The 26,479-nt window shown below is 70.8% G+C and carries 25 protein-coding genes and 2 pseudogenes; 13 read left to right on the plus strand and 14 right to left on the minus strand.

Going from position 1 to position 26,479, the window contains the following annotated elements:
• Positions 1 to 69: 69 nt before the first annotated feature.
• The 3 genes from AB0O76_RS07815 to AB0O76_RS07825 are packed head-to-tail and all read right to left on the minus strand — an operon-like array spanning position 70 to position 3,090.
• Positions 70 to 1,203, minus strand: a complete 1,134-nt coding sequence (locus tag AB0O76_RS07815) for an Mrp/NBP35 family ATP-binding protein (RefSeq protein ID WP_365486561.1) — start codon at positions 1,201 to 1,203, stop codon at positions 70 to 72.
• A gap of 44 nt (positions 1,204 to 1,247) precedes the next feature.
• Complete coding sequence (locus AB0O76_RS07820; RefSeq protein ID WP_365486563.1) at positions 1,248 to 1,820, minus strand: DUF1003 domain-containing protein; 573 nt, start codon at positions 1,818 to 1,820, stop codon at positions 1,248 to 1,250.
• The gene (locus AB0O76_RS07825; RefSeq protein ID WP_365486565.1) at positions 1,807 to 3,090 is read right to left on the minus strand and encodes a CBS domain-containing protein; all 1,284 of its coding nucleotides are present in this window, start codon (positions 3,088 to 3,090) and stop codon (positions 1,807 to 1,809) included. The genes AB0O76_RS07820 and AB0O76_RS07825 overlap by 14 nt, the downstream gene beginning before the upstream one ends.
• 188 nt (positions 3,091 to 3,278) lie before the next feature.
• Between AB0O76_RS07825 and AB0O76_RS07830 the strand changes: the two genes are divergently transcribed.
• Complete coding sequence (locus AB0O76_RS07830; RefSeq protein WP_365486567.1) at positions 3,279 to 4,055, plus strand: hypothetical protein; 777 nt, start codon at positions 3,279 to 3,281, stop codon at positions 4,053 to 4,055.
• Positions 4,056 to 4,072: 17 nt separating this feature from the next.
• Here the strand turns inward: AB0O76_RS07830 and AB0O76_RS07835 are convergent, their stop codons facing one another.
• Positions 4,073 to 4,579, minus strand: coding sequence for a hypothetical protein (locus AB0O76_RS07835; protein ID WP_365486569.1), 507 nt, complete (start codon positions 4,577 to 4,579; stop codon positions 4,073 to 4,075).
• Positions 4,580 to 4,603: 24 nt separating this feature from the next.
• Positions 4,604 to 5,719, minus strand: a complete 1,116-nt coding sequence (locus AB0O76_RS07840; RefSeq protein WP_266870568.1) for a magnesium and cobalt transport protein CorA — start codon at positions 5,717 to 5,719, stop codon at positions 4,604 to 4,606.
• Between the two features lie 471 nt (positions 5,720 to 6,190).
• Here AB0O76_RS07840 and AB0O76_RS07845 point away from each other — a divergent pair, with 471 nt between their 5' ends.
• Positions 6,191 to 6,775 (plus strand): suppressor of fused domain protein, encoded by a 585-nt coding sequence (locus tag AB0O76_RS07845; protein ID WP_266870569.1) that lies wholly within the window; start codon positions 6,191 to 6,193, stop codon positions 6,773 to 6,775.
• 18 nt (positions 6,776 to 6,793) lie between these two features.
• Here the strand turns inward: AB0O76_RS07845 and AB0O76_RS07850 are convergent, their stop codons facing one another.
• Positions 6,794 to 8,047 (minus strand): MFS transporter, encoded by a 1,254-nt coding sequence (locus AB0O76_RS07850; protein ID WP_365486571.1) that lies wholly within the window; start codon positions 8,045 to 8,047, stop codon positions 6,794 to 6,796.
• A 172-nt stretch (positions 8,048 to 8,219) separates the two neighbouring features.
• Between AB0O76_RS07850 and AB0O76_RS07855 the strand changes: the two genes are divergently transcribed.
• The 3 genes from AB0O76_RS07855 (at position 8,220) to AB0O76_RS07865 (ending at position 10,628) form a co-directional block, all read left to right on the plus strand.
• Complete coding sequence (locus tag AB0O76_RS07855; protein WP_365486573.1) at positions 8,220 to 8,861, plus strand: DUF6758 family protein; 642 nt, start codon at positions 8,220 to 8,222, stop codon at positions 8,859 to 8,861.
• 220 nt (positions 8,862 to 9,081) lie between these two features.
• Complete coding sequence (locus tag AB0O76_RS07860; protein WP_365486575.1) at positions 9,082 to 9,948, plus strand: PHP domain-containing protein; 867 nt, start codon at positions 9,082 to 9,084, stop codon at positions 9,946 to 9,948.
• A gap of 74 nt (positions 9,949 to 10,022) precedes the next feature.
• Entirely contained in the window at positions 10,023 to 10,628 is a 606-nt protein-coding gene (locus AB0O76_RS07865) for a MarC family protein (RefSeq protein ID WP_365486577.1), read from the plus strand.
• Positions 10,629 to 10,703: 75 nt separating this feature from the next.
• Here the strand turns inward: AB0O76_RS07865 and AB0O76_RS07870 are convergent, their stop codons facing one another.
• On the minus strand, positions 10,704 to 10,856 hold the full coding sequence (locus AB0O76_RS07870) for a hypothetical protein (protein WP_167829028.1): 153 nt from the start codon (positions 10,854 to 10,856) through the stop codon (positions 10,704 to 10,706).
• A gap of 210 nt (positions 10,857 to 11,066) precedes the next feature.
• On the opposite strand from AB0O76_RS07870, the gene AB0O76_RS07875 reads away from it, so the two are divergent.
• Positions 11,067 to 11,963: an NYN domain-containing protein gene (locus AB0O76_RS07875; RefSeq protein WP_365486579.1), complete on the plus strand. Its 897-nt coding sequence runs from the start codon at positions 11,067 to 11,069 to the stop codon at positions 11,961 to 11,963.
• 49 nt (positions 11,964 to 12,012) lie between these two features.
• Here the strand turns inward: AB0O76_RS07875 and AB0O76_RS07880 are convergent, their stop codons facing one another.
• From AB0O76_RS07880 to AB0O76_RS07890, 3 genes are all read right to left on the minus strand, one after another.
• Entirely contained in the window at positions 12,013 to 12,708 is a 696-nt protein-coding gene (locus tag AB0O76_RS07880) for an ester cyclase (protein ID WP_365486580.1), read from the minus strand.
• 44 nt (positions 12,709 to 12,752) lie between these two features.
• The gene (locus AB0O76_RS07885) at positions 12,753 to 13,631 is read right to left on the minus strand and encodes an alpha/beta hydrolase (RefSeq protein ID WP_365486581.1); all 879 of its coding nucleotides are present in this window, start codon (positions 13,629 to 13,631) and stop codon (positions 12,753 to 12,755) included.
• A gap of 292 nt (positions 13,632 to 13,923) precedes the next feature.
• Entirely contained in the window at positions 13,924 to 16,263 is a 2,340-nt protein-coding gene (locus AB0O76_RS07890; RefSeq protein ID WP_365486583.1) for a DEAD/DEAH box helicase, read from the minus strand.
• 462 nt (positions 16,264 to 16,725) lie between these two features.
• On the opposite strand from AB0O76_RS07890, the gene AB0O76_RS07895 reads away from it, so the two are divergent.
• Positions 16,726 to 17,463, plus strand: a complete 738-nt coding sequence (locus tag AB0O76_RS07895; protein ID WP_365486585.1) for a ferritin-like fold-containing protein — start codon at positions 16,726 to 16,728, stop codon at positions 17,461 to 17,463.
• Between the two features lie 71 nt (positions 17,464 to 17,534).
• On the opposite strand, the gene AB0O76_RS07900 is transcribed toward AB0O76_RS07895, so the two are convergent.
• The 4 genes from AB0O76_RS07900 to AB0O76_RS07915 all read right to left on the minus strand — a co-directional run bounded on the left by AB0O76_RS07900 (position 17,535) and on the right by AB0O76_RS07915 (position 19,358).
• Positions 17,535 to 17,807, minus strand: a complete 273-nt coding sequence (locus AB0O76_RS07900) for a hypothetical protein (RefSeq protein ID WP_365486587.1) — start codon at positions 17,805 to 17,807, stop codon at positions 17,535 to 17,537.
• Positions 17,808 to 17,987: 180 nt separating this feature from the next.
• The gene (locus AB0O76_RS07905; RefSeq protein ID WP_360767698.1) at positions 17,988 to 18,215 is read right to left on the minus strand and encodes a DUF3107 domain-containing protein; all 228 of its coding nucleotides are present in this window, start codon (positions 18,213 to 18,215) and stop codon (positions 17,988 to 17,990) included.
• Between the two features lie 144 nt (positions 18,216 to 18,359).
• Positions 18,360 to 19,001 carry a TetR/AcrR family transcriptional regulator gene (locus AB0O76_RS07910; RefSeq protein ID WP_365486589.1) on the minus strand — a complete coding sequence of 214 codons (642 nt, stop codon included), beginning with the start codon at positions 18,999 to 19,001 and terminating at the stop codon, positions 18,360 to 18,362.
• 144 nt (positions 19,002 to 19,145) lie between these two features.
• Complete coding sequence (locus AB0O76_RS07915; RefSeq protein WP_365486591.1) at positions 19,146 to 19,358, minus strand: hypothetical protein; 213 nt, start codon at positions 19,356 to 19,358, stop codon at positions 19,146 to 19,148.
• 170 nt (positions 19,359 to 19,528) lie between these two features.
• Between AB0O76_RS07915 and AB0O76_RS07920 the strand changes: the two genes are divergently transcribed.
• The 6 genes and pseudogenes from AB0O76_RS07920 (at position 19,529) to AB0O76_RS07945 (ending at position 26,184) form a co-directional block, all read left to right on the plus strand.
• Positions 19,529 to 20,518, plus strand: coding sequence for an alpha/beta hydrolase (locus AB0O76_RS07920; RefSeq protein ID WP_365486593.1), 990 nt, complete (start codon positions 19,529 to 19,531; stop codon positions 20,516 to 20,518).
• A gap of 71 nt (positions 20,519 to 20,589) precedes the next feature.
• Complete coding sequence (locus AB0O76_RS07925) at positions 20,590 to 21,969, plus strand: DUF3152 domain-containing protein (RefSeq protein WP_365486595.1); 1,380 nt, start codon at positions 20,590 to 20,592, stop codon at positions 21,967 to 21,969.
• A gap of 149 nt (positions 21,970 to 22,118) precedes the next feature.
• Positions 22,119 to 22,436 (plus strand): annotated as a pseudogene (locus tag AB0O76_RS07930) (ABC transporter permease subunit); the annotation flags it as partial.
• A pseudogene (locus AB0O76_RS07935) lies at positions 22,436 to 22,900 on the plus strand (hypothetical protein); the annotation flags it as partial. The pseudogenes AB0O76_RS07930 and AB0O76_RS07935, both read left to right, overlap by 1 nt.
• A 201-nt stretch (positions 22,901 to 23,101) precedes the next feature.
• Positions 23,102 to 24,838 carry a DUF3492 domain-containing protein gene (locus tag AB0O76_RS07940; protein ID WP_365486597.1) on the plus strand — a complete coding sequence of 579 codons (1,737 nt, stop codon included), beginning with the start codon at positions 23,102 to 23,104 and terminating at the stop codon, positions 24,836 to 24,838.
• Positions 24,835 to 26,184 carry a hypothetical protein gene (locus AB0O76_RS07945; RefSeq protein ID WP_365486599.1) on the plus strand — a complete coding sequence of 450 codons (1,350 nt, stop codon included), beginning with the start codon at positions 24,835 to 24,837 and terminating at the stop codon, positions 26,182 to 26,184. The genes AB0O76_RS07940 and AB0O76_RS07945 overlap by 4 nt, the downstream gene beginning before the upstream one ends.
• Positions 26,185 to 26,479: the final 295 nt, after the last annotated feature.

Below are 26,479 nucleotides of genomic sequence, written 5' to 3' on the forward strand. Positions count from 1 at the left end.
ACTTCCGGTCACGCCGATGGGGGCGCCGCTTATCACGAGCGGCGCCCCCATCGGCGTACGGAGGAAGACCTAGAACTTGTTGCGCGGCGTGATGCCGAGCGTCATGCCCGCGAGGCCGCGCTGGCGGCCGCCCAGCTTGCCCGCGATGGCGCGCAGGGCCGAACCCGCGGGGGAATCCGGGTCGGTCAGGACGACCGGCTTGCCCTCGTCGCCGCCCTCGCGAAGGCGGACGTCGATCGGGATGGAGCCGAGGACCGGGACGTTGGCGCCGGTGGTCTTCGTCAGGCCCTCGGCGACCTTCTGGCCGCCGCCCGTGCCGAACACGTCGACCATCTCGTCGCAGTGCGGACAGGGCAGACCCGACATGTTCTCGACGACGCCGACGATCTTCTGGTGAGTCTGTACGGCGATGGATCCCGCACGCTCGGCGACCTCGGCCGCCGCCTGCTGGGGCGTCGTCACGACGAGGATCTCGGCGTTCGGGACCAGCTGCGCCACGGAGATCGCGATGTCGCCCGTGCCCGGCGGCAGGTCGAGCAGGAGCACGTCCAGGTCGCCCCAGAACACATCAGCGAGGAACTGCTGGAGCGCGCGGTGCAGCATCGGGCCTCGCCACACCACCGGCGCGTTGCCCGGCGTGAACATGCCGATGGAGATGACCTTCACGCCGTTCGCCGACGGCGGCATGATCATGTTCTCGACCTGGGTGGGCTTGCCGTAGGCGCCCAGCATGCGGGGCACGGAGTGGCCGTAGATGTCCGCGTCCACGACGCCGACCTTGAGGCCGTCCGCCGCCATCGCCGCCGCGAGGTTCACCGTCACCGAGGACTTGCCGACGCCGCCCTTGCCGGACGCGACCGCGTAGACACGGGTCAGCGAGCCGGGCTTGGCGAAGGGCACCTCGCGCTCGGCGGTGCCGCCGCGCAGCGCGGAGGCGAGCTCCTTGCGCTGCTCGTCGCTCATCACGTCCAGCGTGACGTCGACGCGCGTGACGCCGTCCACACGCGCGACCGCGTCCGTCACGTTCTTCGTGATCGTCTCGCGCATCGGACAGCCGGAGACCGTGAGGTAGACCGTGACGGCAACGGCGCCGTCCGCGCCGATCTCCACCGATTTGACCATCCCCAGCTCGGTGATGGGTCGCTGGATCTCGGGGTCGTTCACTGTCGCCAGTGCTTCACGCACCGCGTCTTCCGTAGCCATACGACCGATAGTACGGCGCGGTAACCGTGGGTCGGAAAGCCCCGTCAGCGGTCGCCTACATCACGTACGCCGCGCTCCTCGGCCGGGAATACGACGCGGTTCGCCGTCCGCTGCTCCTCCAGCTCCTTGACCAGGTCCTGGAGCTCGGAGCGGATCCAGTCGCGGGTGGCCACCTCGCCCAGGCCCATGCGCAGCGAGGCGATCTCGCGGCTCAGGTATTCGGTGTCCGCGATGGAGCGCTCGTTCTGCTTGCGGTCCTGTTCGAGATTGACGCGGTCCCGGTCGTCCTGCCGGTTCTGCGCCAGGAGGATCAGCGGGGCCGCGTAGGACGCCTGCAGGGACAGGGCGAGCGTCAGGAAGAGGAACGGGAAGGGGTCGAAGCGCAGCCCGTCGGGTGCCGTGACGTTCCAGACGACCCACACCGCGATGGTGACCGTCATCCAGACGATGAAGCGCCCGGTGCCCAGGAACCGCGCGATGCGCTCGGAGAGCCGCCCGAAGGCCTCGGGGTCGTACTCGGGGAGCAGCTTGCGGCGCCGCGGCCGCGGCAGGTCGAGACGGAAGCGGGCGGGCCTGGGCTCGGCGCGGGGCTCACGGTCGCGGTCAGCCGGTGGCACGGCGGGCCTCCCCCTGCTGCTCCAGGTGGAACTCCGTCTCGCGCCAGTCGTCGGGCAGCATGTGGTCGAGTACGTCGTCGACGGTGACCGCGCCGAGCAGCGATCCGCCCTCGTCGACCACGGGGGCCGCCACCATGTCGTACGTGGCGAAGAACCCGGCGACCTGCGGCAGCGCGGTCTCCGGCGTGAGCGGCAGCAGATCGTCGTCGAGGATCGAGCCGACCAGGGTGTACGGCGGATCGCGAAGCAGCCGCTGGAAGTGGACGGTGCCCAGGTATTTGCCGGTCGGCGTCTCGTCCGGCGGCCGGCACACGTAGACCTGTGCGGCGAGCGCGGGGGACAGGTCCTGCTGCCGCACGCGGGCCAGCGCGTCCGCGACGGTGGCGTCGGGCCGCAGCACGATCGGTTCGGTGGTCATCAGACCGCCGGCGGTGCGCTCCTCGTACGCCATCAGGCGCCGCACATCGGCGGCGTCGTCCGGCTGCATGAGGGTCAGCAGCCGCTCCTTGTCGTCCTCGGGCAGCTCGGCGAGCAGGTCGGCGGCGTCGTCCGGGTCCATCGCCTCAAGGACGTCCGCGGCGCGCTCCTCCTTGAGCTTGCCGAGGATCTCGATCTGGTCGTCCTCGGGGAGCTCTTCGAGCACGTCGGCGAGCCGGTCGTCGTCGAGCGCGGCGGCGACCTCGGCCCGCCGCTTGGGCGAGAGGTGGTGGAGCACATTGGCGAGGTCGGCGGGGCGCAGCTGCTCGAAGGTGGCGAGCAGGCTCTCGGCGCCCTGGCCGTGCTCCTCCAGGGAGAAGCCGTCGACGGCGGACCAGTCGACGGTGAGCGTCTCGCCCTTGCGCCGGAACGTGCCGCCCTTGCCCTTGCGTACGAAGACCCGGTCGATCTCCCAGTCCCTGCGGGCCGGCAGCTGCAGCACCGACACGTCGAGGACGGTCACCTCCTCGCCGCTCTCGACGAGCCTGACCCGGCGGTCGAGCATCTCGCCGAGCACCAGCCGCTCGGTGGGCCGCTGCTCGAAGCGCCGCACGTTCAGTACGCCGGTGGTGATGACCTGGCCCGACTCGATGCCGGTCACGCGGGTCATGGGCAGGAAGATGTGGCGCCGCGTGGACAGCTCGACGACGAGGCCGAGCAGCCGCGGCGGCCTGCGGCTCACCCGCAGCATCGCGACGAGGTCGCGGACCCGTCCGACCTGGTCGCCGTTCGGGTCGAAGACGGCGATGCCGGCGAGGTGCGAGACGAAGATCCGGGAGGGGCTTGCCGCCATCACGCGCGCCTCCTCCACCCGTAGGGATTTATGCCGTCCTGTCCGGTATTGCGGGCTTCAGGCTAGCCCGTCCCGGTCGGATACGCCCCGGTGGTGCGTCCGGACGGACTGGGGCCGAAGGGCGTAGTCGGCCCAGGTACGCTGCCGTACTGCCGTAGCCGTCGTCCCCACGAGAGGCAGTGCCACCTGTGACTGCGATTCCCCTGGCCCGCCGCACCCGCAAGGCGGCAGTCGTGAGCGCGCTGTGCGCGGGTCTCGTCGTGGGGGTGACCGGTCTCACCGGGTGCAGCAGCAGCGAGGAGGACCCGGACGCGGGCACGAACGGTGTCGGCAAGCTCTCCGCGTCGAAGATCCAGCGCAAGTCCCTCGCGGCCGCCGACGCGGCGGACGCGGTGCGGCTCTCGGGCACGGTGGTCAGCAAGGGCCACACGTACAAGCTCGACATGCGGCTCAAGGGCGAGGGCGGCGAGGGCTCGGTCACCTCGAAGGGCGACACGTTCAAGCTGCTCCGCGTCGGCAAGCAGCTGTATCTGATGGCCGACTCCGGCTTCTGGGACCACGCGGACGCCAAGGACGGCGAGAAGCCCGGCAAGGCGGACGACGAGGCCGCGGCCAAGCTCGACGGCAAGTATGTGAAGGTCCCCCAGGAGGACGCCGCCTACAAGCAGCTGAGCGGCTTCACGGACAAGGACGTCCTCCTGTCGGGCATGCTCACCCTGCACGGCAAGCTGGAGACCGGCGAGCGCGGCAGGACCGGCGGCATCCCCAGCATCAAGATCACCGGCGACAAGGGCGCGGGCGGCACCCTGGACGTCTCCCTCCAGGGCAAGCCCTACCCCCTGCGCCTGCAGCGCGCGGGCGACGCGGGCACGCTACGCCTCACCGACTGGGGCAAGGACTTCAGCCTCGAAGAGCCGCGCAAGGACGAGATGGTGGACTACGGGGAGCAGCTGCCGACGTCGTAGGAACGAAAGCGGAGCTCTCAGCGCTTCTTCCGCCTGAAAAGCAGCCGCGGCAACGCATCCGGCACAGGAAGACGGGTCGTCGCCCCGGTCGCCAGCGGCGCCGCGGCGAGCGATCCATCGGGCAGGTCCGTGACGATCTGCTCAGGCGTGAGACGCACGACCCGGCACTCGGCGGCCCAGCGCTCCGCAATCCGCTCCGCGTCGGGCGCGTTCAGCCGCTTGCCCTTGAGCTCCGCGACGGCCGCCTCCCACGCCTCCGAGCGCGGCGCGAGCTCGCTCACCGCGGCCGTCCAGGCGATGAGGCGCCCGCCCTTGTCCTTGCTGCGTACGGTCACCTCGGCGGTGGAGCCGTCGGCGAGACCGGGCAGCGGCTGCTCGCCGGGGCCGTCGCCGATCAGATGGACCGCGCCCTCGTGCCATACGTGCCACAGGGCGCGGACCGGCCCTTCGCCACGCACCCAGATGAGGCCCGACTTCTTGGTGGCCTCCTCGACGAGGGCCCGGTCGAGCAGCGTTTCTGTCATGCGCGCAGCCTACCGAGTGGGGTGCTACAGCCAGCCGTTGCGCTTGAGGGTGCGGTGGATCGCCCAGCAGACGCCGCCGATGAGGCCGAGCACCATGGGGTAGCCGTACCGCCAGTGCAGTTCGGGCATGTGGTCGAAGTTCATGCCGTAGACCCCGCAGACCGCCGTCGGCACGGCGATGATCGCCGCCCAGGAGGTGATCTTGCGCATGTCCTCGTTCTGCGCGACCGCGGCCTGCGCGAGGTTGGCCTGCAGGATCGAGTTGAGCAGTTCGTCGAAGCCGACGACCTGCTCCTGGACGCGCGCCAGGTGGTCGGCGACGTCACGGAAGTACTTCTGGATGTCGGGGTCGACGAGCCGCATGGGCCGCTCGCTCAGAAGCAGCATGGGACGAAGCAGTGGAGAGACCGCCCGCTTGAACTCCAGGACCTCGCGCTTGAGTTGGTAGATCCGCCCGGCGTCGACACCGCGCGCGGACCCCTTGCCCTTGCTCGGCGCGGAGAACACCTCGCTCTCGACGTCGTCGATGTCGTCCTGCATCGCGTCGGCCACCGCGAGATAGCCGTCGACGACATGGTCGGCGATGGTGTGCAGAACGGCGGAGGGGCCCTTGGCGAGCAGCTCGGGCTCCTCCTGGAGCCGCCGCCGCAGCGCCCGCAGCGAGCCGTGCCCGCCGTGCCGCACGGTGATGAAGAAGTCCCGCCCGGTGAAGCACATGACCTCGCCGGTCTCGACGACCTCGCTGGTCGCGGTGAGCTCGGCGTGCTCCACGTAGTGAATCGTCTTGAAGACGGTGAAGAGCGTGTCGTCGTAACGCTCCAGCTTGGGCCGCTGGTGCGCGTGCACCGCGTCCTCGACGGCGAGCGGGTGCAGCCCGAACTCGGCGGCGATACCGGCGAATTCGGCCTCGGTCGGCTCGTGCAGACCGATCCAGGCGAAGCCGCCGTCGCGGCGCACCTGGAGCATCGCCTCGTGCGGGGTGAGGGTGTCGTCGCAGGCGGCGCGGCGGCCGTCACGGTAGACGGCGCAGTCCACGACGGCGGACGCCGCCTCGCGGGTCGCGTCGTACGAGATGTAGGTGTTGCCGTCCTTGCGGGGCGCGGGGCGGACGGCGGCACGCAGGTCGCGGATCATCGACATGGGCAGGCTCCTTTGACGGAGGCCGCCGGCGACGGTTGGAACTGCCCGGAATGGGGACGTCCTGCTGAGGATGTTTGGCACGTCCACAAAGCGGGGAGCACCGCACCGTCGCGGTGGCAGCTTCGCTACTGACTCAGACCGGAGAACTCAGAGAGATCAGGTGGAAACGAAGTGCTCTTCCGTCGCACGCGGCACCGAGGAGTACGTACGCACAGTGGCAGCTACAGGGCTGCGTGAGGTGTCAGACGGAAGAACGGGTGGTACTGCACGGTCGACTTCGATCCATGGCAGCCCCACCTCCTCCGGCCGGTCCCCCGTGGGGGAAGTCCCAAGCGCGTAGCGCGCGAAGTCATCTGCCCGGGCTGGAGAGCGCGCTCTGCGTGCTGCCCGGAACCAGCTGCCAACACTATCAGCCGACTGAAAGGTCAAGCTCCGCCTTTACCCATCACTGACGAGATCTATGCTCGCGTCATGGCTGATGTTCTTGCTCTGGTGGAGGCCCGTCTCCGTACTGGCCTCGGCGAACCCGACGCGCGCGCCGCGGTGACCTTCCTCGGCACCGACCGCGTCGAAGTGCTGCGCTTCACAGACGGGGACGTGGTCAGATACGCCACCCTCGGCATGTCGGTCCATCCGATGACCGACCCCACCGCCGCCCTCGCCGACCCGGTCAAGGGCCCGCGCGCGGAACTGGTGTTGTCGGTACGAGGCGGCATCGCCGACACGGACAAGGTGCTCCGCCCGCTCGCGGTCCTCGCGGCCTCCCCGCAGGTCGAGGGGCTCGTCGTGGCCCCGGGCGCCTCGCTCGACGTGGGCGAACCGCTGTGGCCCGGCGCGCAGTTCACGTCCGTACTGGTCGCGGAGCCGGGCGGCTTGGTGGAGGACCTGGACCTCGATGAGCCGATGGATCCCGTACGTTTCCTGCCGCTGCTGCCCATGACGCCGAACGAGGCCGCGTGGAAGCGGGTGCACGGTGCGGGGGCGCTCCAGGAGCGCTGGCTGAACAGCGGAACGGACCTGCGCGATCCGCTGCGCAAGTCCGTTTCCCTGGACTGAAGTTCCTTACTGGGGACTTCAGTTGGCGAAGACCGTGACGCCGTCCTCCGTCGCGTGCTTCGGTTCGAGTTCCTCGGCTTCGTGGGTGAGGGCGTCCTTGCGGACCCAGACCACGACCGCGCCGAGGACCGCCGTGACGGCCGCGACCACGAACGGGATGTGGATGTCGCTCCACTCCTCGATCTTCGGCGCGAAGAACGGGGCAGCGGCCGCCGCGAACCACCGGACGAAGTTGTAGCCGGCGCTGGCCACCGGGCGCGGTGCGTCGGAGACCCCGAGGGCGAGCTCGGTGTAGACGGTGTTGTTCACGCCGATGAAGGCGCCGGACAGGATCGTGCAGACGATGGCCGTGGTGTGGTTGCCGTACCCGAGCACCAGCACGTCCACGGCGAGCAGCACCAGCGAGCCGCCGAGCACCTTCAGGGAGCCGAGCCGCGCTTGCAGCCGCGGGGCCACGAGCACCGAGAACACGGCGAGCAGCAGACCCCAGGCGAAGAAGATCGCGCCCGACTTGTACGGCGTCATGTTCAGCACGAACGGCGTGAAGGCCAGGACCGTGAAGAACGTGTAGTTGTAGAAGAACGCGGAGGCCGCGGCGGAGGCGAGCCCTCCGTGGCCGAGCGCCTTGATCGGGGCGAGCAGTGACGTCTTCTGCGCGGGCTTCGGCTGCTCCTTCAGGAACGCCGTGATGCAGAGGAAGCCGACCGCCATCAGGGCCGCGGTGCCGAAGAACGGGTAGCGCCAGCTGGCGTTGCCGAGCACCGCGCCGAGCAGCGGACCGCACGCCATGCCGAGGCCGAGCGCCGACTCGTACAGCAGGATCGCGGCGGCGCTGCCGCCGGCTGCCGCGCCGACGATGACGGCGAGCGCGGTCGACACGAAGAGCGCGTTGCCCAGACCCCAGCCGGCCCGGAACCCGACGAGTTCGCCGACCGAACCCGATGTGCCGGCGAGGCCCGCGAAGACCACGACGAGCGCGAGACCGAGGAGCAGGGTCTTCTTGCCGCCGATGCGGCTGGAGACGAAGCCGGTCACCAGCATCGCGACGGCGGTGATCAGGAAGTACGAAGTGAAGAGCAGGGAGACCTGGCTCGCCGACGCGTCCAGGCCCTTGGCGATGGAGGGGAGGATCGGGTCGACGAGCCCGATGCCCATGAAGGCGACGACGGACGCGCCTGCCGTGGCCCAGACGGCCTTCGGCTGCCGCAGCAGGCCGGTTGCGCCCTCGTCGAACGGATCCCCTTCTGCGGGGCCTCCTGTACTGCTGTTCATGCCTGCTCCTTCGTGGCTGCCGGCGGGATCGTTGACGTATACACATATTAGTTAGCAAGGCTAAAAGATGCAAGCTACATCTAAGTTTGCCTGGTGATGAGGGGTACGCCGCCGACTCCGGACGGGTGATCGTCCTTGACGCGGCGACGACCGGGGAGGACCGTTGGGCGCTATGAGGGGCGAACCCAGTTGCCCGAAGTGTGGTGGCCGGGTCAGGGCTCCCGGTCTCTTTGCCGACTCCTGGCAGTGCGATGTGCACGGGACGGTGCATCCGCTGCAGCCTGTGATCCCGCCCAGCGTCGAGGCCCTCCAAGTCGTGGTGCACCGCGCGCAGGTGCCCGTGTGGATGCCGTGGCCGCTCCCGGTGGGCTGGCTCTTCACGGGTGTGGCCTGCGCGGGTGACGACAGAAGCGGCGGCCGCGCGACCGCCGTGGCCTGCTCGGGTCCCGCACCGCTCGGCGGCATCGGCGAACTCGTCCTGGTCGCCGAGGAGCTCGGCGTCGGCCTCGGGGCGCGGTACGCCGGCATCGACGGTCCGGATCCCGGTCCCTATATGAGCGTCGAGAAGCCGCCGCAGGTGAAGGTCCTCGCGGCGGGGCGGCCGACCCCGATGTGGCATGTGGCGGGCACGCCGGACGACCGGGCCGTCTTCGCGGGTGAGGCGCGCGGGCTCTGGCTGTGGGCGGTCGCGTGGCCGGAGCAGTCGGGGCTCTTGATGTACGACGAGCTGGTCCTGACCGATCTGCGCGACGCGGGCGCCGAGGTGGACCTGCTGCCGTGCGGGGCGCTTTCGCCGCGGATTCTGATGCCGTAGCGGTCCCCTCGGTGGGCGGTGAGGGTTCTCCGGGGCGGTGAGCGGTGCGCTGCGGGTGCTCTCGGCCCGCGGTCGTGTTTCCCGCCCACCCGCCCGTTTGCCCCGCAGCGTCCTCTGCGGGCGTGAGCAGCGCCTCCCTCGCGGCGGCAGGGGGAGCGGTCGACTCCCGTTACCCTTGAGTGCCCCCTCGTCCGCCCCGTCAGAGCCTGGAGTCCGCGTCGTGCGCATCGACCTGCACACCCACTCCACCGCTTCCGACGGCACGGACACCCCGGCCGAGCTGGTGCGGGGCGCTGCCGCCGCCGGGCTCGACGTCGTCGCGCTCACGGATCACGACACCACCCGCGGGTACGCGGAAGCCATCGCAGCCCTGCCCGCCGGTCTGACGCTGGTCACCGGCGCCGAACTCTCCTGCCGCCTCGACGGGGTGGGCCTGCACATGCTGGCCTACCTCTTCGACCCCGAGGAGCCGGAGCTCGCCCGTGAGCGCGAACTCGTGCGCGACGACCGGGTGCCGCGCGCGAAGACGATGATCGGCAAGCTCCAGGAGCTCGGCGTCCCCGTCACCTGGGAGCAGGTGGCGCGCATCGCGGGCAACGGCTCGGTCGGCCGCCCGCACATCGCCGAGGCCCTGGTGGAACTGGGCGTCGTACGCAGCGTCTCGGACGCCTTCACGCCCGACTGGCTCGCCGACGGCGGCCGCGCGTACGCCGAGAAGCACGAGCTCGACCCCTTCGACGCGATCCGCCTGGTCAAGGCGGCGGGCGGCGTCACCGTCTTCGCGCACCCCGCGGCCGTCAAGCGCGGCCAGGTCGTGCCCGAGACCGCGATAGCGGAGCTCGCCGCGGCGGGCCTCGACGGCGTCGAGGCCGACCACATGGACCACGACCCGGCCACCCGCGCCCGGCTGCACGGCCTCGCCACGGACCTCGGCCTCCTCGCCACCGGGTCGAGCGACTACCACGGCAGCCGCAAGACGTGCGTGCTCGGGGAGTTCACCACCGACCCCGAGATCTACGGGGAGATCACGCGCCGCGCGACCGGGGCGTTCCCGGTGCCGGGCGCGGGCGGACGTCCCACCGCGTAGTCCTCACTTCCACCTTTTCGCCGTCGCTCTTCCGCGCGGCGCTTTCGTACGACTCTCTCTGCAAGGCCATCACTGTGTTCGACGTCGCCGTTTTCGGCTCTCTCTTTCTCACCCTTTTTGTCATCATGGATCCCCCTGGGATCACCCCGATCTTCCTGGGGCTCACCTCCGGCCGACCCGCCAAGGTGCAGAAGAAGATGGCCTTCCAGGCCGTGTGCGTCGCCTTCGGCGTGATCGCGGTCTTCGGGCTCCTGGGGCATCAGATCCTCGACTACCTGCATGTCTCCGTCCCCGCGCTGATGATCGCGGGCGGTCTGCTGCTCCTGCTCATCGCGCTCGACCTGCTCACCGGCAAGACGGACGAGCCGAAGCAGACCAAGGACGTCAACGTCGCCCTCGTGCCGCTCGGCATGCCGCTGCTCGCCGGGCCCGGCGCGATCGTCTCCGTCATCCTCGCCGTGCAGAACGCCGACAGCGTCGGTACGCAGATCTCCGTATGGGCGGCGATCGTGGCGATGCACGTCGTGCTGTGGCTCGTGATGCGCTACTCGCTGCTGATCATCCGCGTCATCAAGGACGGCGGCGTGGTCCTCGTGACACGGCTCGCGGGCATGATGCTCTCCGCGATCGCGGTGCAGCAGATCATCAACGGCGTGACCCAGGTGATCCAGGGCGGCTAGCCGCCGCGCGGCCGGTCCCGGCATGCGAAGGGCCCCCGTACTCGGTGAGTACGGGGGCCCTTCGACGTCTCTGCGTTACGAGGCCGGGGATTCGGCCGGTCGGATGTAGATGCGCTGGCCGATCGCTGCGGCCTGCTGCACGATCCGATTGACGGAGGCGGCGTCTACGACGGTCCGGTCCACGGCGGCGCCGTCGACGTCGTCGAGTCGCATGATTTCGAAGCGCAAGGGCTTCTCCCTTCGTCTGGTCATCCTCCTGAAGGAGAACTACTGGAGTGAGCGGAGCGCGGGGCATCGGTGTCCCGCGTTCCATACGGGTACAACGGGTTGCCTCATGCAAACATTCCCTACGCTAAAGAAATTTTTCGACAGCCTAATTACTCGCGGGTAGTGAGACCGGTTGTGTTCGCAGCGTGACCGGCGGGACAATGTGCACCAATGGACGACGAAACCGAGATCAGAGCTCAGCTTGAGCGCGCCAACGGACTGCTCGAGCGGATGCTCGCCGAGGTGGCGAAGACACCGTCCACCCACGCGATCTTCGTCGACGCGGGGTATGTGTACGCGGCGGCGGGCCGGCTCGCGGTCGGCACCGAGGACCGGCGTGCCTTCGACCTGGACGCGGAGGGCTTGATCGAGGCGTTCATCGACAAGGCCCGCACGATCTTCGCGGACAGCAGGCTGCTGCGCGTCTACTGGTACGACGGTGCGCGGCGCCGCATCCACACGATGGAGCAGCAGTCGATCGCGGAGCTGCCGGACGTCAAGGTCCGCCTGGGCAACCTCAACGCGAACAACCAGCAGAAGGGCGTCGACTCCCTCATCCGGACCGACCTCGAGTCACTGGCCAGGCACCGCGCGATCAGCGACGCGGCGCTCGTCGGGGGCGACGAGGACCTGGTCTCTGCGGTGGAGGCGGCGCAGGGGTACGGCGCGCGGGTCCATCTCTGGGGCATCGAGGCGGCCGAGGGCGGCCGCAATCAGGCGGAGCCGCTCCTGTGGGAGGTCGACAGCCAGCGGACGTTCGACCTTGAGTTCTTCAAGCCGTACGTGTCGCGGCGCACCGTCACGACGTACGAGACGGCGGGCACCCCCCGGCCCTCACGTGAGGACGTCCGCTTCGTGGGCGCGCAGATCGCCGCGAAATGGCTGGCCGCGCGGGGGCGTGAGGCGCTGGTGGACCTGCTGCCCGGGCACCCCTACCTGCCCGGGTCGGTCGACCAGGAGCTCCTGGTGGAGGCGGAGAAGCTGCTCGCCTACTCGCTGCGGGGCCAGTCGGATCTGCGGCGGGCGCTGCGGGACGGCTTCTGGGAACACCTGCGGACGCAGTACTGAGCGGTCTTCACTGAGTGCTCTTCGAAGCCGCGTGGCGAGGCCAGGCGGGTCAGCTCTCGACGACGCCCAGCTGCTGCATCAGGCCTAGGTCGTCCACGTTCCACCAGCTCTCCGCCATCTTGCCGCCCTTGCAGCGGAAGGTCGCGTGGCCGGTGCCGGCGACATCGCGGCCGGTCGCTTCCAGGCCTTGGTACGGGGCGACGTGGCGGCCCTTGAACGAGAACCGTGCGCACACCAGATCGCCGTCGGCCATCAGGCTTTCCACGGTGGCCGTCGGCTGGAACGCTTCCATGATCTCCCGGTTCGCGATCTTGGTCTCCGCCAGGGTCATGTCGTAGGAGGGCTGCGAGGGGTCGTGCTCCCGGTAGTCGGCGGTACACATCCCGTCCATCGCGTCGATGTTGCCCTTGTTCACCACTTCCTCGAAGAAGCCGCTGACCACGCTCTTGTTCAGCTGCTCGTCGCGCACCACGTCGAGATCGGTGAACGACGGCTCCTCGTCGCAGAGTGCGACCATCTCCCGGAAGATCCGGTCCGTTTCCGGCAGCTGCGAGTTCTTCATCGCTGCCTCGTAGGACGGAAACTCCACGATTTCCATCAGGTGAGTGGAGTCGGAGCGGTCTCGGCCCATCATCGCGTGAGTGGCCGTCCGCTTGCCCTGGGTGGCTTCGACCCAGGTGTCCATCACCTTGTTCAGCGCGTCGATTTGATGTGTCTTACAGTCGATGACCTGGACGAATGTCATGACGCCCGCCTCCTGTGATGGGGCCGTACAGGCCCACTTTCAGGCTAGGCCCGTCCTAGGTGGCTGTCCTCCCAGAAGGCGAGGAGGGCGGCGGTGGTCTCTTCCGGGCGGTCGGTGTTGGGGGAGTGCTCGGCGCCGGTGATGACGGTGCGGTGGGCGCGCAGACGCTCCGCCATTTCATCGAGCCAGGGGATGGGCCAGGTGTCGTCGCGCTCGCCCGAGATGACGTGCTTGGGCAGGGGTGTGGCGGCGAGTTCCGTTACGCGGTCGGGCTCGGCGCAGAGTTGCTTGCCGGTGGCGATGAGCTGGGCGGGGCTGTGCCGCAGCCAGCGCTCGCGGAGCGCGTCGTCGCCGTCGAGGTCCGCGTCCTCCGGCGGGTCGAGGGCCTGGATGGCCTCCCAGGCCTCGGCCATGGACAGCACGGCGAGCGCGTCCGTCAGCATCTTGGCGCGGGCCTGCTGCGAGGGGGAGATCTGGGCGGGGCCTGACGACATGAGGGTGAGCGAGGCGAAGGTGCGGGTGCCGGTGGCTTTCAGCACCGCCGCGCGGGCGATCAGGCCGCCGAGGGAGTGGCCGAGGAGGTGGAGTCCACCGGGCGTGCCACCGGCTGCGACGGCTTCGCTCTGCGCGAGCACGTCCATCGCCAACTCGTCCTGTGCGTAAGGGGATTCGTCGTCCGCCGGGCCGGTGCTCTCGTACTGTCCGCGGCCGTCGACGGAGACCGCGCGGTACCCGGCGTCGGCGATGGGCCTGAGGAGAGCGATGAAGTCCTCCTTGCTGCCGGTGAACCCGGGCAGCAACAGGACGGTGCCCTTGGCCTCGCCGGCCGGGCGGGCGTCGAGGGCGGCGAAGTCGCCGCGCACGGTGCGGAGGGCGTGGGCGTCCACGCCGGGGGGCGGGGTGAAGGTGGGGGGCCTGCTCATGCCTTGAGGCTAGCCGGGGTCGGGCGCGGGGGGCTTGGGAGGAGCTTGGGCGGGGTCGGGCGCGGGAGCCTTGGACGGAGCTCGGGGCGGCGGAGCTCCTGCCTTCCCGCGCTTCGCGCGGATCCTCCTCGCCCACCCGCCCGATCACCCTGCGGGGTAAACGGGTGGTGGGCGGGAAGAGAACCGCCGCGGAGCGGCGGGCCAGTTGGGAGTGGACCGCAACTGTAGGTACGGACACGCCGAAGGCCCGGCCCCGAGGGGAACCGGGCCTTCGTAAGGCAACAGGCCGTGCCTACTCGGCGGCCTCAGCCGCCTCCGCGGTCTTCCGAGTACGCCGACGAGGCTTCGCGACAGTTGCCGCCGCCTCGGGAGCGTTCCCCTCAGCCGTTGCGGCAACAGCCTTCCGCGTACGGCGACGCGGCTTCGACTCCTCCGTGGGCTGAGCGGGAATCTCCGCCTCGACCACGGCTTCCGCGGCCTTCTTCGTACGGCGACGCGGCTTGGCGGGGGCTTCGGTCTCCACGGCCTCGACGGTGTCGACCACGGCCTCCGCGGTCTTGCGGGTGCGGCGGCGCGGCTTGGCGGGGGCCTCGGCCTCAGCAGCCTCGACCGTGTCGACCACGGTCTCGGCAGCCTTGCGCGTACGGGTACGCGGCTTGGTCGGGGCCTCGGTCTCCACGGCCTCGACCGTGTCGACCACGGTCTCGGCAGCCTTGCGGGTCCGGCGACGCGGCTTGGCCGGAGCCTCGGTCTCGGTAGCCTCGACCACGGGCTCCGCCGCCTTGCGCGTACGGGTACGCGGCTTGGTCGGGGCCTCGGTCTCCACGGCCTCGACGGTGTCGAGCACGGTCTCCGCGGCCTTGCGGGTGCGGCGACGCGGCTTCGCGGGAGCCTCGGTTTCCACGGTCTCCGCAGCCTCGACCACGGGCTCCGCCGCCTTGCGCGTACGGGTACGCGGCTTGGTCGGGGCCTCGGTCTCCACGGCCTCGACCGTGTCGACCACGGCCTCGGCGGCCTTGCGGGTCCTGCGGCGTGGCTTGGCGGGGGCCTCGGCCTCAGCAGCCTCGACCGTCTCGACGACGGTCTCCGCGGCCTTGCGGGTGCGGCGGCGTGGCTTGGTGGGGGCCTCGGCGGCCTCCGGCGCCACGGTCTCGACCGTCTCGACGACAGCCTCGGCGGCCTCGCCGGAACGGGTCCGGCGACGGCGGCGAGGCGTACGCGGCTCCACCGTGTCCACCACGGTCTCCGCGGCGGCCGGGGTCTCGACCGACGGGGTCGCCGTCGCGTCCAGCGGGCTGCCCGAGCGCGTACGGCGGCGACGGCGCGGCGTACGAGCCGGACGCTCCTCGGTGACGGCGGCGGCAGCGGGGCCCGAGCCGCCGGAACGGCCACGGTCCTGCGAGCGGCCGTTGCCGCGGCCCCCGCGGGCGCCACGCCCACCCGTCTCGCCGAGGTCCTCGATCTCCTCCGCGCCCAGACCCGCACGGGTCCGCTCGGCGCGCGGCAGTACACCCTTGGTGCCCGCCGGGATGCTCAGCTCCTCGAAGAGGTGCGGAGAGCTCGAGTACGTCTCGACCGGGTCGGCGAAGCCGAGGTCGAGCGCCTTGTTGATCAGCTGCCAGCGCGGGATGTCGTCCCAGTCGACCAGCGTGATCGCGATGCCCTTGGCACCCGCGCGGCCGGTGCGGCCGATGCGGTGCAGGTACGTCTTCTCGTCCTCGGGGGACTGGTAGTTGATGACGTGCGTGACGCCCTCGACGTCGATACCGCGGGCGGCGACGTCGGTGCATACGAGCACGTCCACCTTGCCGTTGCGGAAGGCGCGCAGCGCCTGCTCGCGGGCGCCCTGCCCGAGGTCGCCGTGCACGGCGCCCGAGGCGAAGCCGCGCTTCTCGAGCTGCTCGGCGATGTCGGCGGCGGTCCGCTTCGTACGGCAGAAGATCATCGCGAGCCCGCGGCCGTCGGCCTGCAGGATGCGCGCGATCATCTCGGGCTTGTCCATGTTGTGCGCGCGGTAGACGAACTGCGCGGTGTTCGCGACGGTCTGGCCCTCGTCGTCCGGCGCGGTGGCGCGGATGTGCGTGGGCTGCGACATGTAGCGGCGCGCGAGGCCGATGACGGCGCCCGGCATGGTCGCCGAGAACAGCATCGTCTGGCGCTTGGCCGGCAGCATGTTGATGATCCGCTCGACGTCGGGCAGGAAGCCCAGGTCGAGCATCTCGTCGGCCTCGTCGAGGACGAGGCACTTGACGTGCTTGAGGTCGAGCTTGCGCTGACCGGCGAGGTCGAGCAGCCGGCCCGGCGTGCCGACGACGATGTCGACGCCCTTCTTGAGCGCCTCGACCTGCGGCTCGTAGGCCCGGCCGCCGTATATGGCGAGGACGCGTACGTTCCGCGCCTTGCCGGCGGTCAGCAGGTCGTTCGTGACCTGCTGGCACAGCTCACGCGTGGGGACGACGATGAGGGCCTGCGGCGCCTCGGTCAGCTGCTCGGGCTTGGCCCGGCCCGCCTCGACGTCCGCGGGGACGGTGACGCGCTCCAGGAGCGGGAGACCGAAGCCGAGCGTCTTGCCGGTGCCGGTCTTGGCCTGGCCGATGACGTCGGTGCCGGAGAGGGCAACGGGGAGCGTCATCTCTTGGATGGGGAACGGGCTGATGATGCCGACGGCTTCGAGAGCCTCGGCCGTCTCGGGGAGAATCCCGAGATCGCGGAAAGTCGTAGTCAGGGCATTGCCTCTTCTGTGAGACGCGGCCTGAGGCGAACACTGGGGGTCGTGACCGTGCCACTACCGCCGGCTGCTTGGGGGGCGGGCCGGGGGCGCGGGACCACTGCCTGCGCTCGAGCGCTCATACCGCTGAGGTTCCCTCCTCGTGCCGTACGCACTGTGCGTACCGCCTGGAGGGCTGTCGGGTCGGAGCCGATCGGGCCTCCGACCGGGCATCCTCATTCATACGGCCCGTCGAATATTCGGCGGGCGCTTTATCACTGTACCCCGGAATCGCGCAGCCGTGTCTGGCGAATTGGTCACGTAGTCGTAGTCACAGTCACTGACCAGGCCCTTACGCGTTGCTGCGAGCGGGCTATTGTGCGGTTTATGGAGACGCCTGACACCGCCGCTGACACGCCCGCCGAACCGACCGGAGTCGCCGCCCAGGACTGGGCGACCGCTTCCGCCGACCCGCACTACCGCGCCGCGGTGGTGGATCTGCTCGGCGCGCTCGCCTATGGAGAGCTCGCGGCGTTCGAGCGGCTCGCCGAGGACGCGAAGCTGGCGCCGACGCTCGGCGACAAGGCGGAGCTGGCGAAGATGGCGTCGGCGGAGTTCCACCACTTCGAGCAGCTCAGGGACCGGCTCTCGGCGATCGGCGCGGACCCGACCGAGGCGATGGAGCCGTTCGTCGCGGCGCTCGACGGCTTCCACCGTCAGACGGCGCCGTCCGACTGGCTGGAGGGCCTGGTCAAGGCGTACGTCGGCGACTCGATCGCCAGTGACTTCTACCGCGAGGTCGCGGCGCGGCTCGACGGCGACACGCGCGGGCTCGTGCTGGGTGTGCTCGATGACACGGGGCACGCGTCCTTCGCCGTGGAGAAGGTGCGCGCCGCTATCGACGCGGATCCTCGCGTGGGCGGGCGGCTTGCGCTTTGGGCTCGGCGCTTGATGGGGGAGGCCCTTTCGCAGTCCCAGCGGGTTGTTGCCGACCGTGATGCCTTGTCGACCATGCTGGTCGGGGGCGTTGCCGATGGGTTTGACCTTGCTGAGGTCGGGCGGATGTTCTCTCGGATCACTGAGGCGCACACCAAGCGGATGGCTGCGCTGGGCTTGGCTGCCTAGGGGTCTCGTCTTTGGCCGCGCGTGCTTCGTGGCTGGTCGCGCAGTTCCCCGCGCCCCTTCGGGGGCGCCCCTTACGCCGTCGCCGAGCGACGGCTCAGTCTGTTGCGGCTTGGGCGGAGCAGGAGTGACAGCAAGGCCGCCGACACTGCCACCGCGCCCGCGATCATTGCGGGGGCGTGGCCCGCGCCCAGGGCCATATGTGCGACGAAGGAGCCGATCAGGGCGCCCGCTGTGCCGGTCGCGAGGACCAGGTTGCGCGCGGGGAGCCGGTGGGGCAGGCGGTGGGCCGCGGCCCATGCCAGGGCGAAACCGAGCAGTGTGGAGCCGAGTGCTTCCAGAATCACAGGGTGTCCCTCCCTCGCGGCCAGGTGCAAAACGGTCGTAGCCGGTATTACCCCTGGCGGCCGGAACGCAACCCTCCGAGCGAGGTCAGGTACGTACAACGAGATAGGTATGACGACGAGAACGGCCCGGTGGTGATCCACCGGGCCGTTCTCCTTGTGCGCCTTGCGTGCGCACCCTGCTTACAGGGCGCTGAAGCCCACCTTGCGCGCGGTCGGCTCGCCGAGCTCGACGTACGCGAGGCGGTCGGCCGGAACCAGGACCTTGCGGCCGTGGTCGTCCACGAGGCTCAGCAGCGGCGACTTGCCGGTCAGCGCCTCGGACACCGCGTGCTCGACTTCCTCGGCCGTCTGGCCGCTCTCCAGCACGATCTCGCGGGGCGCGTACTGCACGCCGATCTTGACCTCCACGGCTATGTCCCTCCGACGGTCAGTGATGTGCGCGGCCGTCCGCGCCGTACTCAGCACACATTAGCCCGGTGAAGCGATGCTCACGGTTCCGCCGCCGCACGCCAGTAGCGAACAGAAAACGGGAACAGGGAGCACCGCCGCCGATCAGTGGCCTTCCGTGCCGTGCAGCGGGAAGCCCGCGATGCCCCGCCAGGCCAGCGAGGTGAGCAGCTGCACCGCCTTCTCGCGCGGGACGGTGCTGCCGCTGGAGAGCCAGTAGCGCGCGACCACCTGCGAGTAGCCGCCCAGGCCCACGGCGAGCAGCATCGCCTCGTCGCGGGGCAGGCCCGTGTCCTCGGCGATGACCTCGCAGATCGCCTCGGCGCACTGGAGCGTCACGCGCTCCACGCGCTCGCGGACCGCGGGCTCGTTGGTCAGGTCGGACTCGAAGACCAGGCGGAACGCGCCGCCCTCGTCCTCCACGTACGCGAAGTACGCGTCCATCGTGGCCGCCACGCGCAGCTTGTTGTCCGTCGTGGACGCGAGGGCCGTGCGGATGGACTGCAGCAGCGACTCGCAGTGCTGGTCGAGCAGTGCGAGGTACAGGTCGAGCTTGCCGGGGAAGTGCTGGTAGAGCACCGGCTTGCTGACGCCGGCCCGCTCGGCGATGTCGTCCATCGCCGCAGCGTGGTACCCCTGCGCGACGAAGACCTCCTGCGCCGCGCCCAGGAGCTGATTGCGTCGGGCACGACGCGGCAGGCGTGTGCCCCGCGGGCGTGCTGCCTCTGTCTGCTCGATGGCTGTCACGCCGCCTCCCATGATCGTGAACGTGCGGTGTGCGCCGCGCGGCCATCGTACTTTTCGGTAACCGTGATGTGCGCGGTACGAGCGGAGAATTTCACGGACTGGATGGCCGTGAAAGCCGTGCGTAGCAGGGCAAACACGGGCAGGTCAGCGATAGTCGTCCTCGTCGATGCTGACGACGCGGGCCTGTTCGGCCAGATCGGCCTCGTTCGCCGCGTTCTGGTCGGCATCCTGCAGGGAGTCGTCCTGGCTCGGGGCGAGGTCGGTGTGCTGTTCCGCGGCGTCGGCCTCGGGGGTCTCGCCGCTGCTCTCGGTCTCCTCGACCTGGAAGGTCTCGGGGTCGGACGGGTCGACGGTCATCGTCACTCTCTTCCCTAGCGCACTACTAGTGGTGCGAGTGCCCTGTTCGCCCTCATCTACGAGCCTAGAAGAGGGCCGAACCAGGCGCTACGCGATCTCCTCGCGACATCGGCCGGATCTGTGACTGCGAACACACGAACCACCGTGTGATCGTCTCGTAACATTGCCGCATGTCTTCGACCGAGTTGCCGCACTTGCTCGCCGCCACCGCCGCGCCCAAGCCGGGTGCCGTCGGCGTCGCGGCGGGCGAGCGGCTCGACTCGGTGGGCCTTCCCGGACTCACGCTTTCCGTACGTTCCAGGCCGGCCGTCCGCGAGGGGCTGCCGCCCGCCCTGTTCGTGCACGGGCTCGGGGGGTCATCGCAGAACTGGTCGGCCCTGATGCCGCTGGTCGAGTCCGTCGTCGACTGCGAGGCGCTGGATCTGCCCGGGTTCGGGGACTCGCCACCGCCCGACGACGGCGACTACTCGGTCACGGGGCACGCGCGCGCGGTCATCCGCTACCTGGACGCGAGCGACCGTGGCCCCGTCCACCTGGTGGCCAACTCGCTGGGCGGCGCGGTCACCACCCGCGTCGCCGCAGTCCGCCCCGACCTCGTACGCACGCTCACGCTGATCTCCCCCGCACTGCCCGAGCTGCGGGTGCAGCGCACGGCGGTGCCGACCGGGCTGCTCGCGGTGCCCGGCGTCGCGAGCCTTTTCACCAAGCTCACCAAGGACTGGACGGCCGAGCAGCGCGTCAGCGGCGTCATGGCGCTCTGTTACGGCGACCCGGCCCGGATCACGCCGGAAGGTTTCGCCGCCGCGGTCCGCGAGATGGAGCGCAGGCTCGCGCTGCCCTACATGTGGGACGCGATGACGCGCTCGGCGCGCGGCATCGTGAACGCGTACACGCTGGGCGGCCAGCACGGTCTGTGGCGGCAGGCCGAGCGGGTGCTCGCGCCGACGCTGCTCATCTACGGCGGCCGCGATCTGCTCGTCTCGTACCGGATGGCCCGCAAGGCTGCCGCCGCTTTCCGCGACTCACGGCTGCTTACGCTGCCGGATGCGGGGCATGTGGCGATGATGGAGTATCCGGACACGGTGGCCACCGCCTTCCGTGAACTGCTCGCGGACACGGGCGAGTTGGGCGATACCGGCGACGCGGGTTCGGGGAGCTGAGGCGGCACGTGGGACGTCACAGCCGCCGGGGTTCGGCCGACCTCGCAGACAACAGCAGCAGCACGAGCAGCATGGGTATTCCGCCGGCGCAGGGCGCACGCCCGCCGGGTCCCGGCACCGGGCGGCGCAGGCGCGTCGGCCCGCCGGCCGACACCACCCCCGCGCACGGCGTCCCGCAGGCCACGCCTCCGCGCGGCGTGCCGCACGTCCGCGGCGGGCACCCCGAGCAGCGTGAGGCGGGCGGCGGCTGGGGTGCCGGGTCGCGGATGGGGGCCTCGTACGGGGTTCCGGGCGCGCGGACCGTGACGGGGGCGGGGGCCGCGCCGTACGCGCCGGGGCCGCGTCGCGAGTACGTGGACGCGTTCGGCGACGAGTTCGCGGACGAGGACCTGTTCGCGCCGGGAGCGCCTGGCGGGCCGGGAGTGCCAGGCGGGCCGGGAGTGCCAGGAGCCGTGCCGGGCGCTCCCGGCACGGCAACCGTGCCGCCCATGCGGACGCCCCACGATCCGTACGCCTCCGTCACCGACTGGGACCGCGCGGTCGACGCGGAGGAGCAGGCCCACGGAGACCTGTGGTCCGACGGCACCGGCGGGCCCGGTGGTGTGGACGATCCTCAAGACAACGACGCCACGGACGCCACGGACGGCAAGGGCGGCAGGGGCCGCACCTTCACCGGCATCGCGGCCGCCGCGGTCACCACCGTGCTCGCCGTGGTCGTGGCAGGACAGGTGACCGACGACCCCAAGGACTCGGCTCCGAAGGCGGAGGCCGCGCAGGGCAAGGAGAAGCGCGAGGCCGACGACCCGGCGTCCCGCTCGGACGACCGTCCCACTCCGCCTGGCGCCGCCCCTGGGACGTACGAGACGAAGATGGGCGAGAAGTACCCGCTCGACGCGAAGCTCACCGCGTCCGGTGACTTCGACGCCATGGCGGGATTCGACAAGGCGCCGGGCAAGGGGCAGTTGTTCCGCTACCGCGTCGATGTCGAGAAGGGGATGGGCCTGGACGGCGAGCTGTTCGCGGCGGCCGTGCAGAAAACCCTGAACGACGACCGGAGTTGGGCACACGCCGGAGGCCGGACCTTCGAGCGGATCTCCTCCGGGAAGCCCGATTTCGTCATTACGCTGGCCAGCCCCGGTACGACGGCGAAATGGTGCGCGAAGTCGGGGCTCGACACGCTCGAACAGAACGTGTCCTGCGATTCCGCGGCCACCGACCGCGTCATGATCAATGCCTATCGATGGGCGCAGGGCGCCAAGACGTACGGCGACCGCATCCACCCGTACCGCCAGATGCTGATCAATCACGAGGTCGGCCACCGGCTCGGCTTCAATCACGTCGACTGCACGAAGAACGGTGAACTCGCCCCGGTCATGCAGCAGCAGACCAAGTTCCTCGACCACGACGGAATCAAGTGCAAGGCCAACCCCTGGGCGTTTCCCAAGAGTTGAGGACGAAATGATCGGCATGCGCACTGCGTGTCAGCGTGTCCGGCATTCACTGTTACTGACGCCCGCCCCTGGCGCGTGCGTCGCTTGCATTCTCATGACCTTTCTCAGGCCCTGACCCTCTTCGGCGCCTCACCGGGCTAAATGGCCTCGCGAAGCTGCCGGTCACCGGGGCGCTCGCGCTCGGCGCCATGGTGATGTGGCTGATCCTCGGCGTCGGCACGGGCGTCCTCTCCGCCTGGCGGCGCGGACGCGTCACCGAGCGCGTGCTGACCGCCGTCACCCTCGCGGGCACGGCCACGCCCGTCTTCGTCATCGGCCTGCTGCTGATGATCGTGGTCTGCGGCCAGCTGAACTGGCTGCCCTTCCCGCAGTACGTCGCGTTCACCGACGACCCCCAGCAGTGGGCGTGGAACCTGCTGCTTCCCTGGCTCTCGCTCGCGCTGATCGAGGCCGCCAAGTACGCGCGCTCGGGCGGATGCTGGTCGGGCTCCTCGAACCGACGGCAGGGGAGATCCGCCACGAAGGCGTCGACGGCGGCGGCGTACGGCCCGATGTGCAGATGGTGTTCCAGGACCCCGTCTCCTCGCTCAATCCGCGGCGCGGCGTGGGGGGAGCCCATCGCCGATCCGCTGCGCGCGCGGGGCGGGCGCGACGATTCTTGGGTACGCGATCGCGTACGGGACCTGATGGCGCGTGTCGGCCTCGATCCGGCGCACTACGGGCGCTACCCCCACGAGTTCAGCGGCGGCCGGCGGGCGACCGGGTCGGGGTGATGCGGCAGGGGCGGATCGTCGAGTCCGGCACCGTCGACGAGGTGTACGGCGCGCCCCAGGAGGCGTACACCAGACAGCTGTTGGCGGCCGTCCCCGCACTCGATCCGGACGCGGCGGCGCGCCGCCGCACGCCCCGCAGGGAGCTGGCCGCAGCATGACTCTCCGTAGCTGAAAAGCGCTTTCGTGGCGCCATAGCGCGACGGAACGCAACCGGCACGGGAAAGTTACGGCCGTTCACCCCTTTTGGTGGCGTGATGGACAACCGTCCATCACGCCACCGTCATGTCCGCATACGTTCGTCCCGCTGCGAGCCGCCGGACCAACGGCGGCTCCCCACATGGGAGATCGGGGGTGTGCGCGTGCGCATCGGACTGCTTACGGAGGGTGGCTATCCGTATGTGAGCGGTGAGGCCAGGCTCTGGTGCGACCGGCTCGTGCGCGGGCTCGGGCAGCACGAATTCGACATCTACGCCCTCAGTCGCAGCGAGCGGCAGGAGGCGCAGGGCTGGATCGAGCTGCCGCCCCAGGTCAGCCGGGTGCGGTCGGCGCCGCTGTGGACCGTCGACGACGACGGCATCGCCCTCGGCGCGGGGTACGGACGGCGGGCCCGGCGGCGCTTCGCCGAGTCCTTCGGGGAGCTGGCCGCCGTGATCTGCCGCTCCGGTGCGGCAGGCGGCACCGAGGAATCCGACGAGTTGGCGGACCGTTTCGGCAGCGCGCTCTACGGCCTCGCCGAACTCGCCCGCGACGAGGGCGGCCTGGTCGGCGCGCTGCGCTCCGAGGCGGCCGTGCGCGCCCTGGAGGCCGCCTGCCGCGCACCGGGTGCGCTGCGGGCCGCGCGCACCGCGCGGGTGCCCGATCTGCTCACGGTGGCGTCCCTCGTCGAGCGCGCGCTGCGGCCCCTCTCCCTCGACTGGTACGAGGACGACGACCTCGGCGCCGTGGACCTGTGCCACGCCACGTCCGGCGGCCCCGCGGCGCTCCCCGGACTCCTCGCCAAGTACTTCTCCGGAGTGCCGCTCCTGGTTACCGAGTACGGGGTGCAGTTGCGGGCGCACTATCTGGCGGCGGGCGACGAGGCGCCGAGCGCGCCGGCGCGGGCGCTGCTCACCTCCTTCCACGGGCGGCTCGCTGCGGAGGTGTACCGCCAGGCCGCGATCGTCACGCCGGGCAACACGCACGCGCGGCGCTGGCAGGAGCGGTGCGGCGCCGAGCGGTCGAAGCTGCGGACGGTCTACCCGGGCATGGAGGTGTCCCGCTTCGCGGAGGTCGGTGAGCGGGAGGACCCCGGCGACCCCGACACCCTCCTCTGGGTCGGGCGCATCGAACCCGCCAAGGACCTGATCTCACTCCTTCACGCCTTCGCGGAGATCCGCAAGGAGGAGCCGAAGGCGCGGCTGCGGATCGTCGGGGCGCCGGTGCAGGGCCCGGAGGCTGCCGCGTATCTCGCGCACTGCGGGGCGCTCGCCGCGCAGCTTTTCCCGGACGAGGCGGAGGGCGTGCACGCCGTCGGCGACAACCCCGTGTCCTTCGAGGAGATCGGGGCGCCCGCGACGCCCGAGCTCGCGGACGCGTACGAGGCGGGGAGTGTCGTCGTCCTCTCCAGCGTCGTGGAGGGCTTTCCGATCAGCCTGGTCGAGGCGATGTTCTGCGGGCGCGCGACGGTCTCGACGGACGTCGGCGCGGTCGTCGAGGTCATCGGCGGCACGGGGCTCGTGGTGCCGCCGCGCAATCCGCGGGCGCTCGCCGAGGCGTGTGTGGCGCTCCTCAGGGATCCCGGGCGGCGCGAGCGGCTCGGCGCGGCGGCGCGTGCGCGGGCACTCGAACTGTTCACCGTGGAGCAGAACGTCGAGGCGTTTGGCGGCATTTACCTGGAGATCGTCTCGCACTGCCCGGTGCGCAGGGACGCGGTCGACGACGCGGGCGAGCCGCTGCCGTTCGGCAATCCGGCGGAGGCGCATGTGCCGGGGCGGTGGGCCGTCGCCGCGGGTGGCGGGGGCGGGGATGCGAGGGCGTCGGGTGGGGGGCCGAGCTGGGCGGTGCCTACGGCGCAAGAGGCTGAGGGGCAGGGGCAGTTGAGAGGGGCGGGCGTATGACGCGGCGGCAGAAGGTGGACACACCGAGAGCCCCGGAGGGCGCCGCAGGGTGGGACGCCCGCTCGGTGGAGCTGGTGGCGGAGGCGTTCGGGGAGTCGGAGGCGATCGTGGGGGAGCCGGCGGCTTGGCGGGCCTCGGGTGATTCGGAGGCTTCGGGGGCTTATGGGGGGGCTTCGTCGGAGGGTCCGGAGGTTTCGGCGGCCTCATCGGAGACTTCGGGGGCTTCGGGGGCCGCCGCCGGGCGTGGCAGGAACCCGCGGCGCGGTGCCGTCGACCCCGTGAAGGCGCTGATGCACCGGCACCGTGAACTGTGCGAGCGCGCCGTCGATCCGCTGGAGATCGCCGCGGGGCTCGAGGCGCACGGGGTGACCGACCGGACCGCCGCGCGGTACCGGCACCGGGACGTCTTCGGACTCGCCGAGGAGATGTACGCGCGCGTGCCCCGCGATGACGACGAGCGGCACCTCCTCGTGGCGCCGCCCTCACCGGGAGCGTCCGGCACCTCTGCCGGGTGGGCGCTGCTCGCGCTGCTGCCGGGAGCGGTGTGCGGGCTCGCTGTCGCCGGGTCCGAGCTGACGGAGGGGCGTGCGCGGTTGGCGGTGGGGCTCGGCGGGGCGCTCGCCGTGGCCGTGGCGCTGAGGGTCGCGCTTCGCTACGGGCAGCCGCGTCCGGGGCCCGCTTCTTCGCGCGGCACGCACCACGCCCTTCCGGTCACGCGCGCGTGGGTCTGCTGGCTCGTCGCGTACGCCCTTCTCGGTGACGGCCTGCTGCGGGCTGCCGTCTCGGGCGGGCCCGACGGGCCGTGGGCGGCTTCTACGGCCACCGCTCTGGGGCTCTCGCTTGCTGTCGCTCCGGCGGTGTGGTGTGCCCGGCTGTTCGCCGTGCGGGCGCGGGGGCGGCTCTCCGCCAGTCGGGGGCTCGCCGAATTCGCCTCCGCCGCACGGCCGTTGCTCCTGGGCGTCGTCCTGCTCTTCGTATGTGCGCTGGGGGTGCTGCTCGCGGTGTCCGCGTCGGTGGTCCCTGCGGGCGGCGGGGCGGGCGCTGGGGCCGGGGCGTTGGGGGTGCTGCTGTTGCTGGCGTGGCTGCTTTCTTCGTACGGCTTCACTCGGGCTCCTCTGCTGATGCTGGGGGCCGCGGGGGCGGCGGAGGCGGGGGCTGTTGCCTCGGTGTTCGTGGGGCGGTTGCCGGGGGTCGAGTGGGTGGCGGTGCCGGTGGAGCGGACGGTCGACACCTGGGGGCCCGGGGTGGTCCAGCTGGCCGCCTGTGGCGTCGCCGCGATCACGCTGTTGCTCCACTGCGGCCGGACCCTGACTCGGGCCTCCGCGCATTCGTATGGGGCGCCGTGAGGGTGCCTTGGGCCGGCCGCGGCTTACTTGACGCCTTTGCAACAGGCGCCCGGCAGCTGGGCGTTGCACCTACCCCTTCCCTCAGCTCTCGGCTCCTCTCGACCAGGGGGGACCGCATTCGCCGCGCGGACCGCTTGCCTGCGATGCGAGCAGTTCTTCGTCCGCGGGCGTTGGGGGTGGCGGGTCGTCTGCCTGCGTTGGGGGTGGCGGGTTGCCTGGCTGCGGGGCGCGGGGCGGAATGCCTGCGCCCAACGCGGGCGGCGGGTCGTCTGCCCGCAAGGCGAGGGGTGGAATG

Origin of the sequence: Streptomyces sp. NPDC086554 (assembly GCF_040686095.1) — a bacterium.
Classification (GTDB): domain Bacteria; phylum Actinomycetota; class Actinomycetes; order Streptomycetales; family Streptomycetaceae; genus Streptomyces.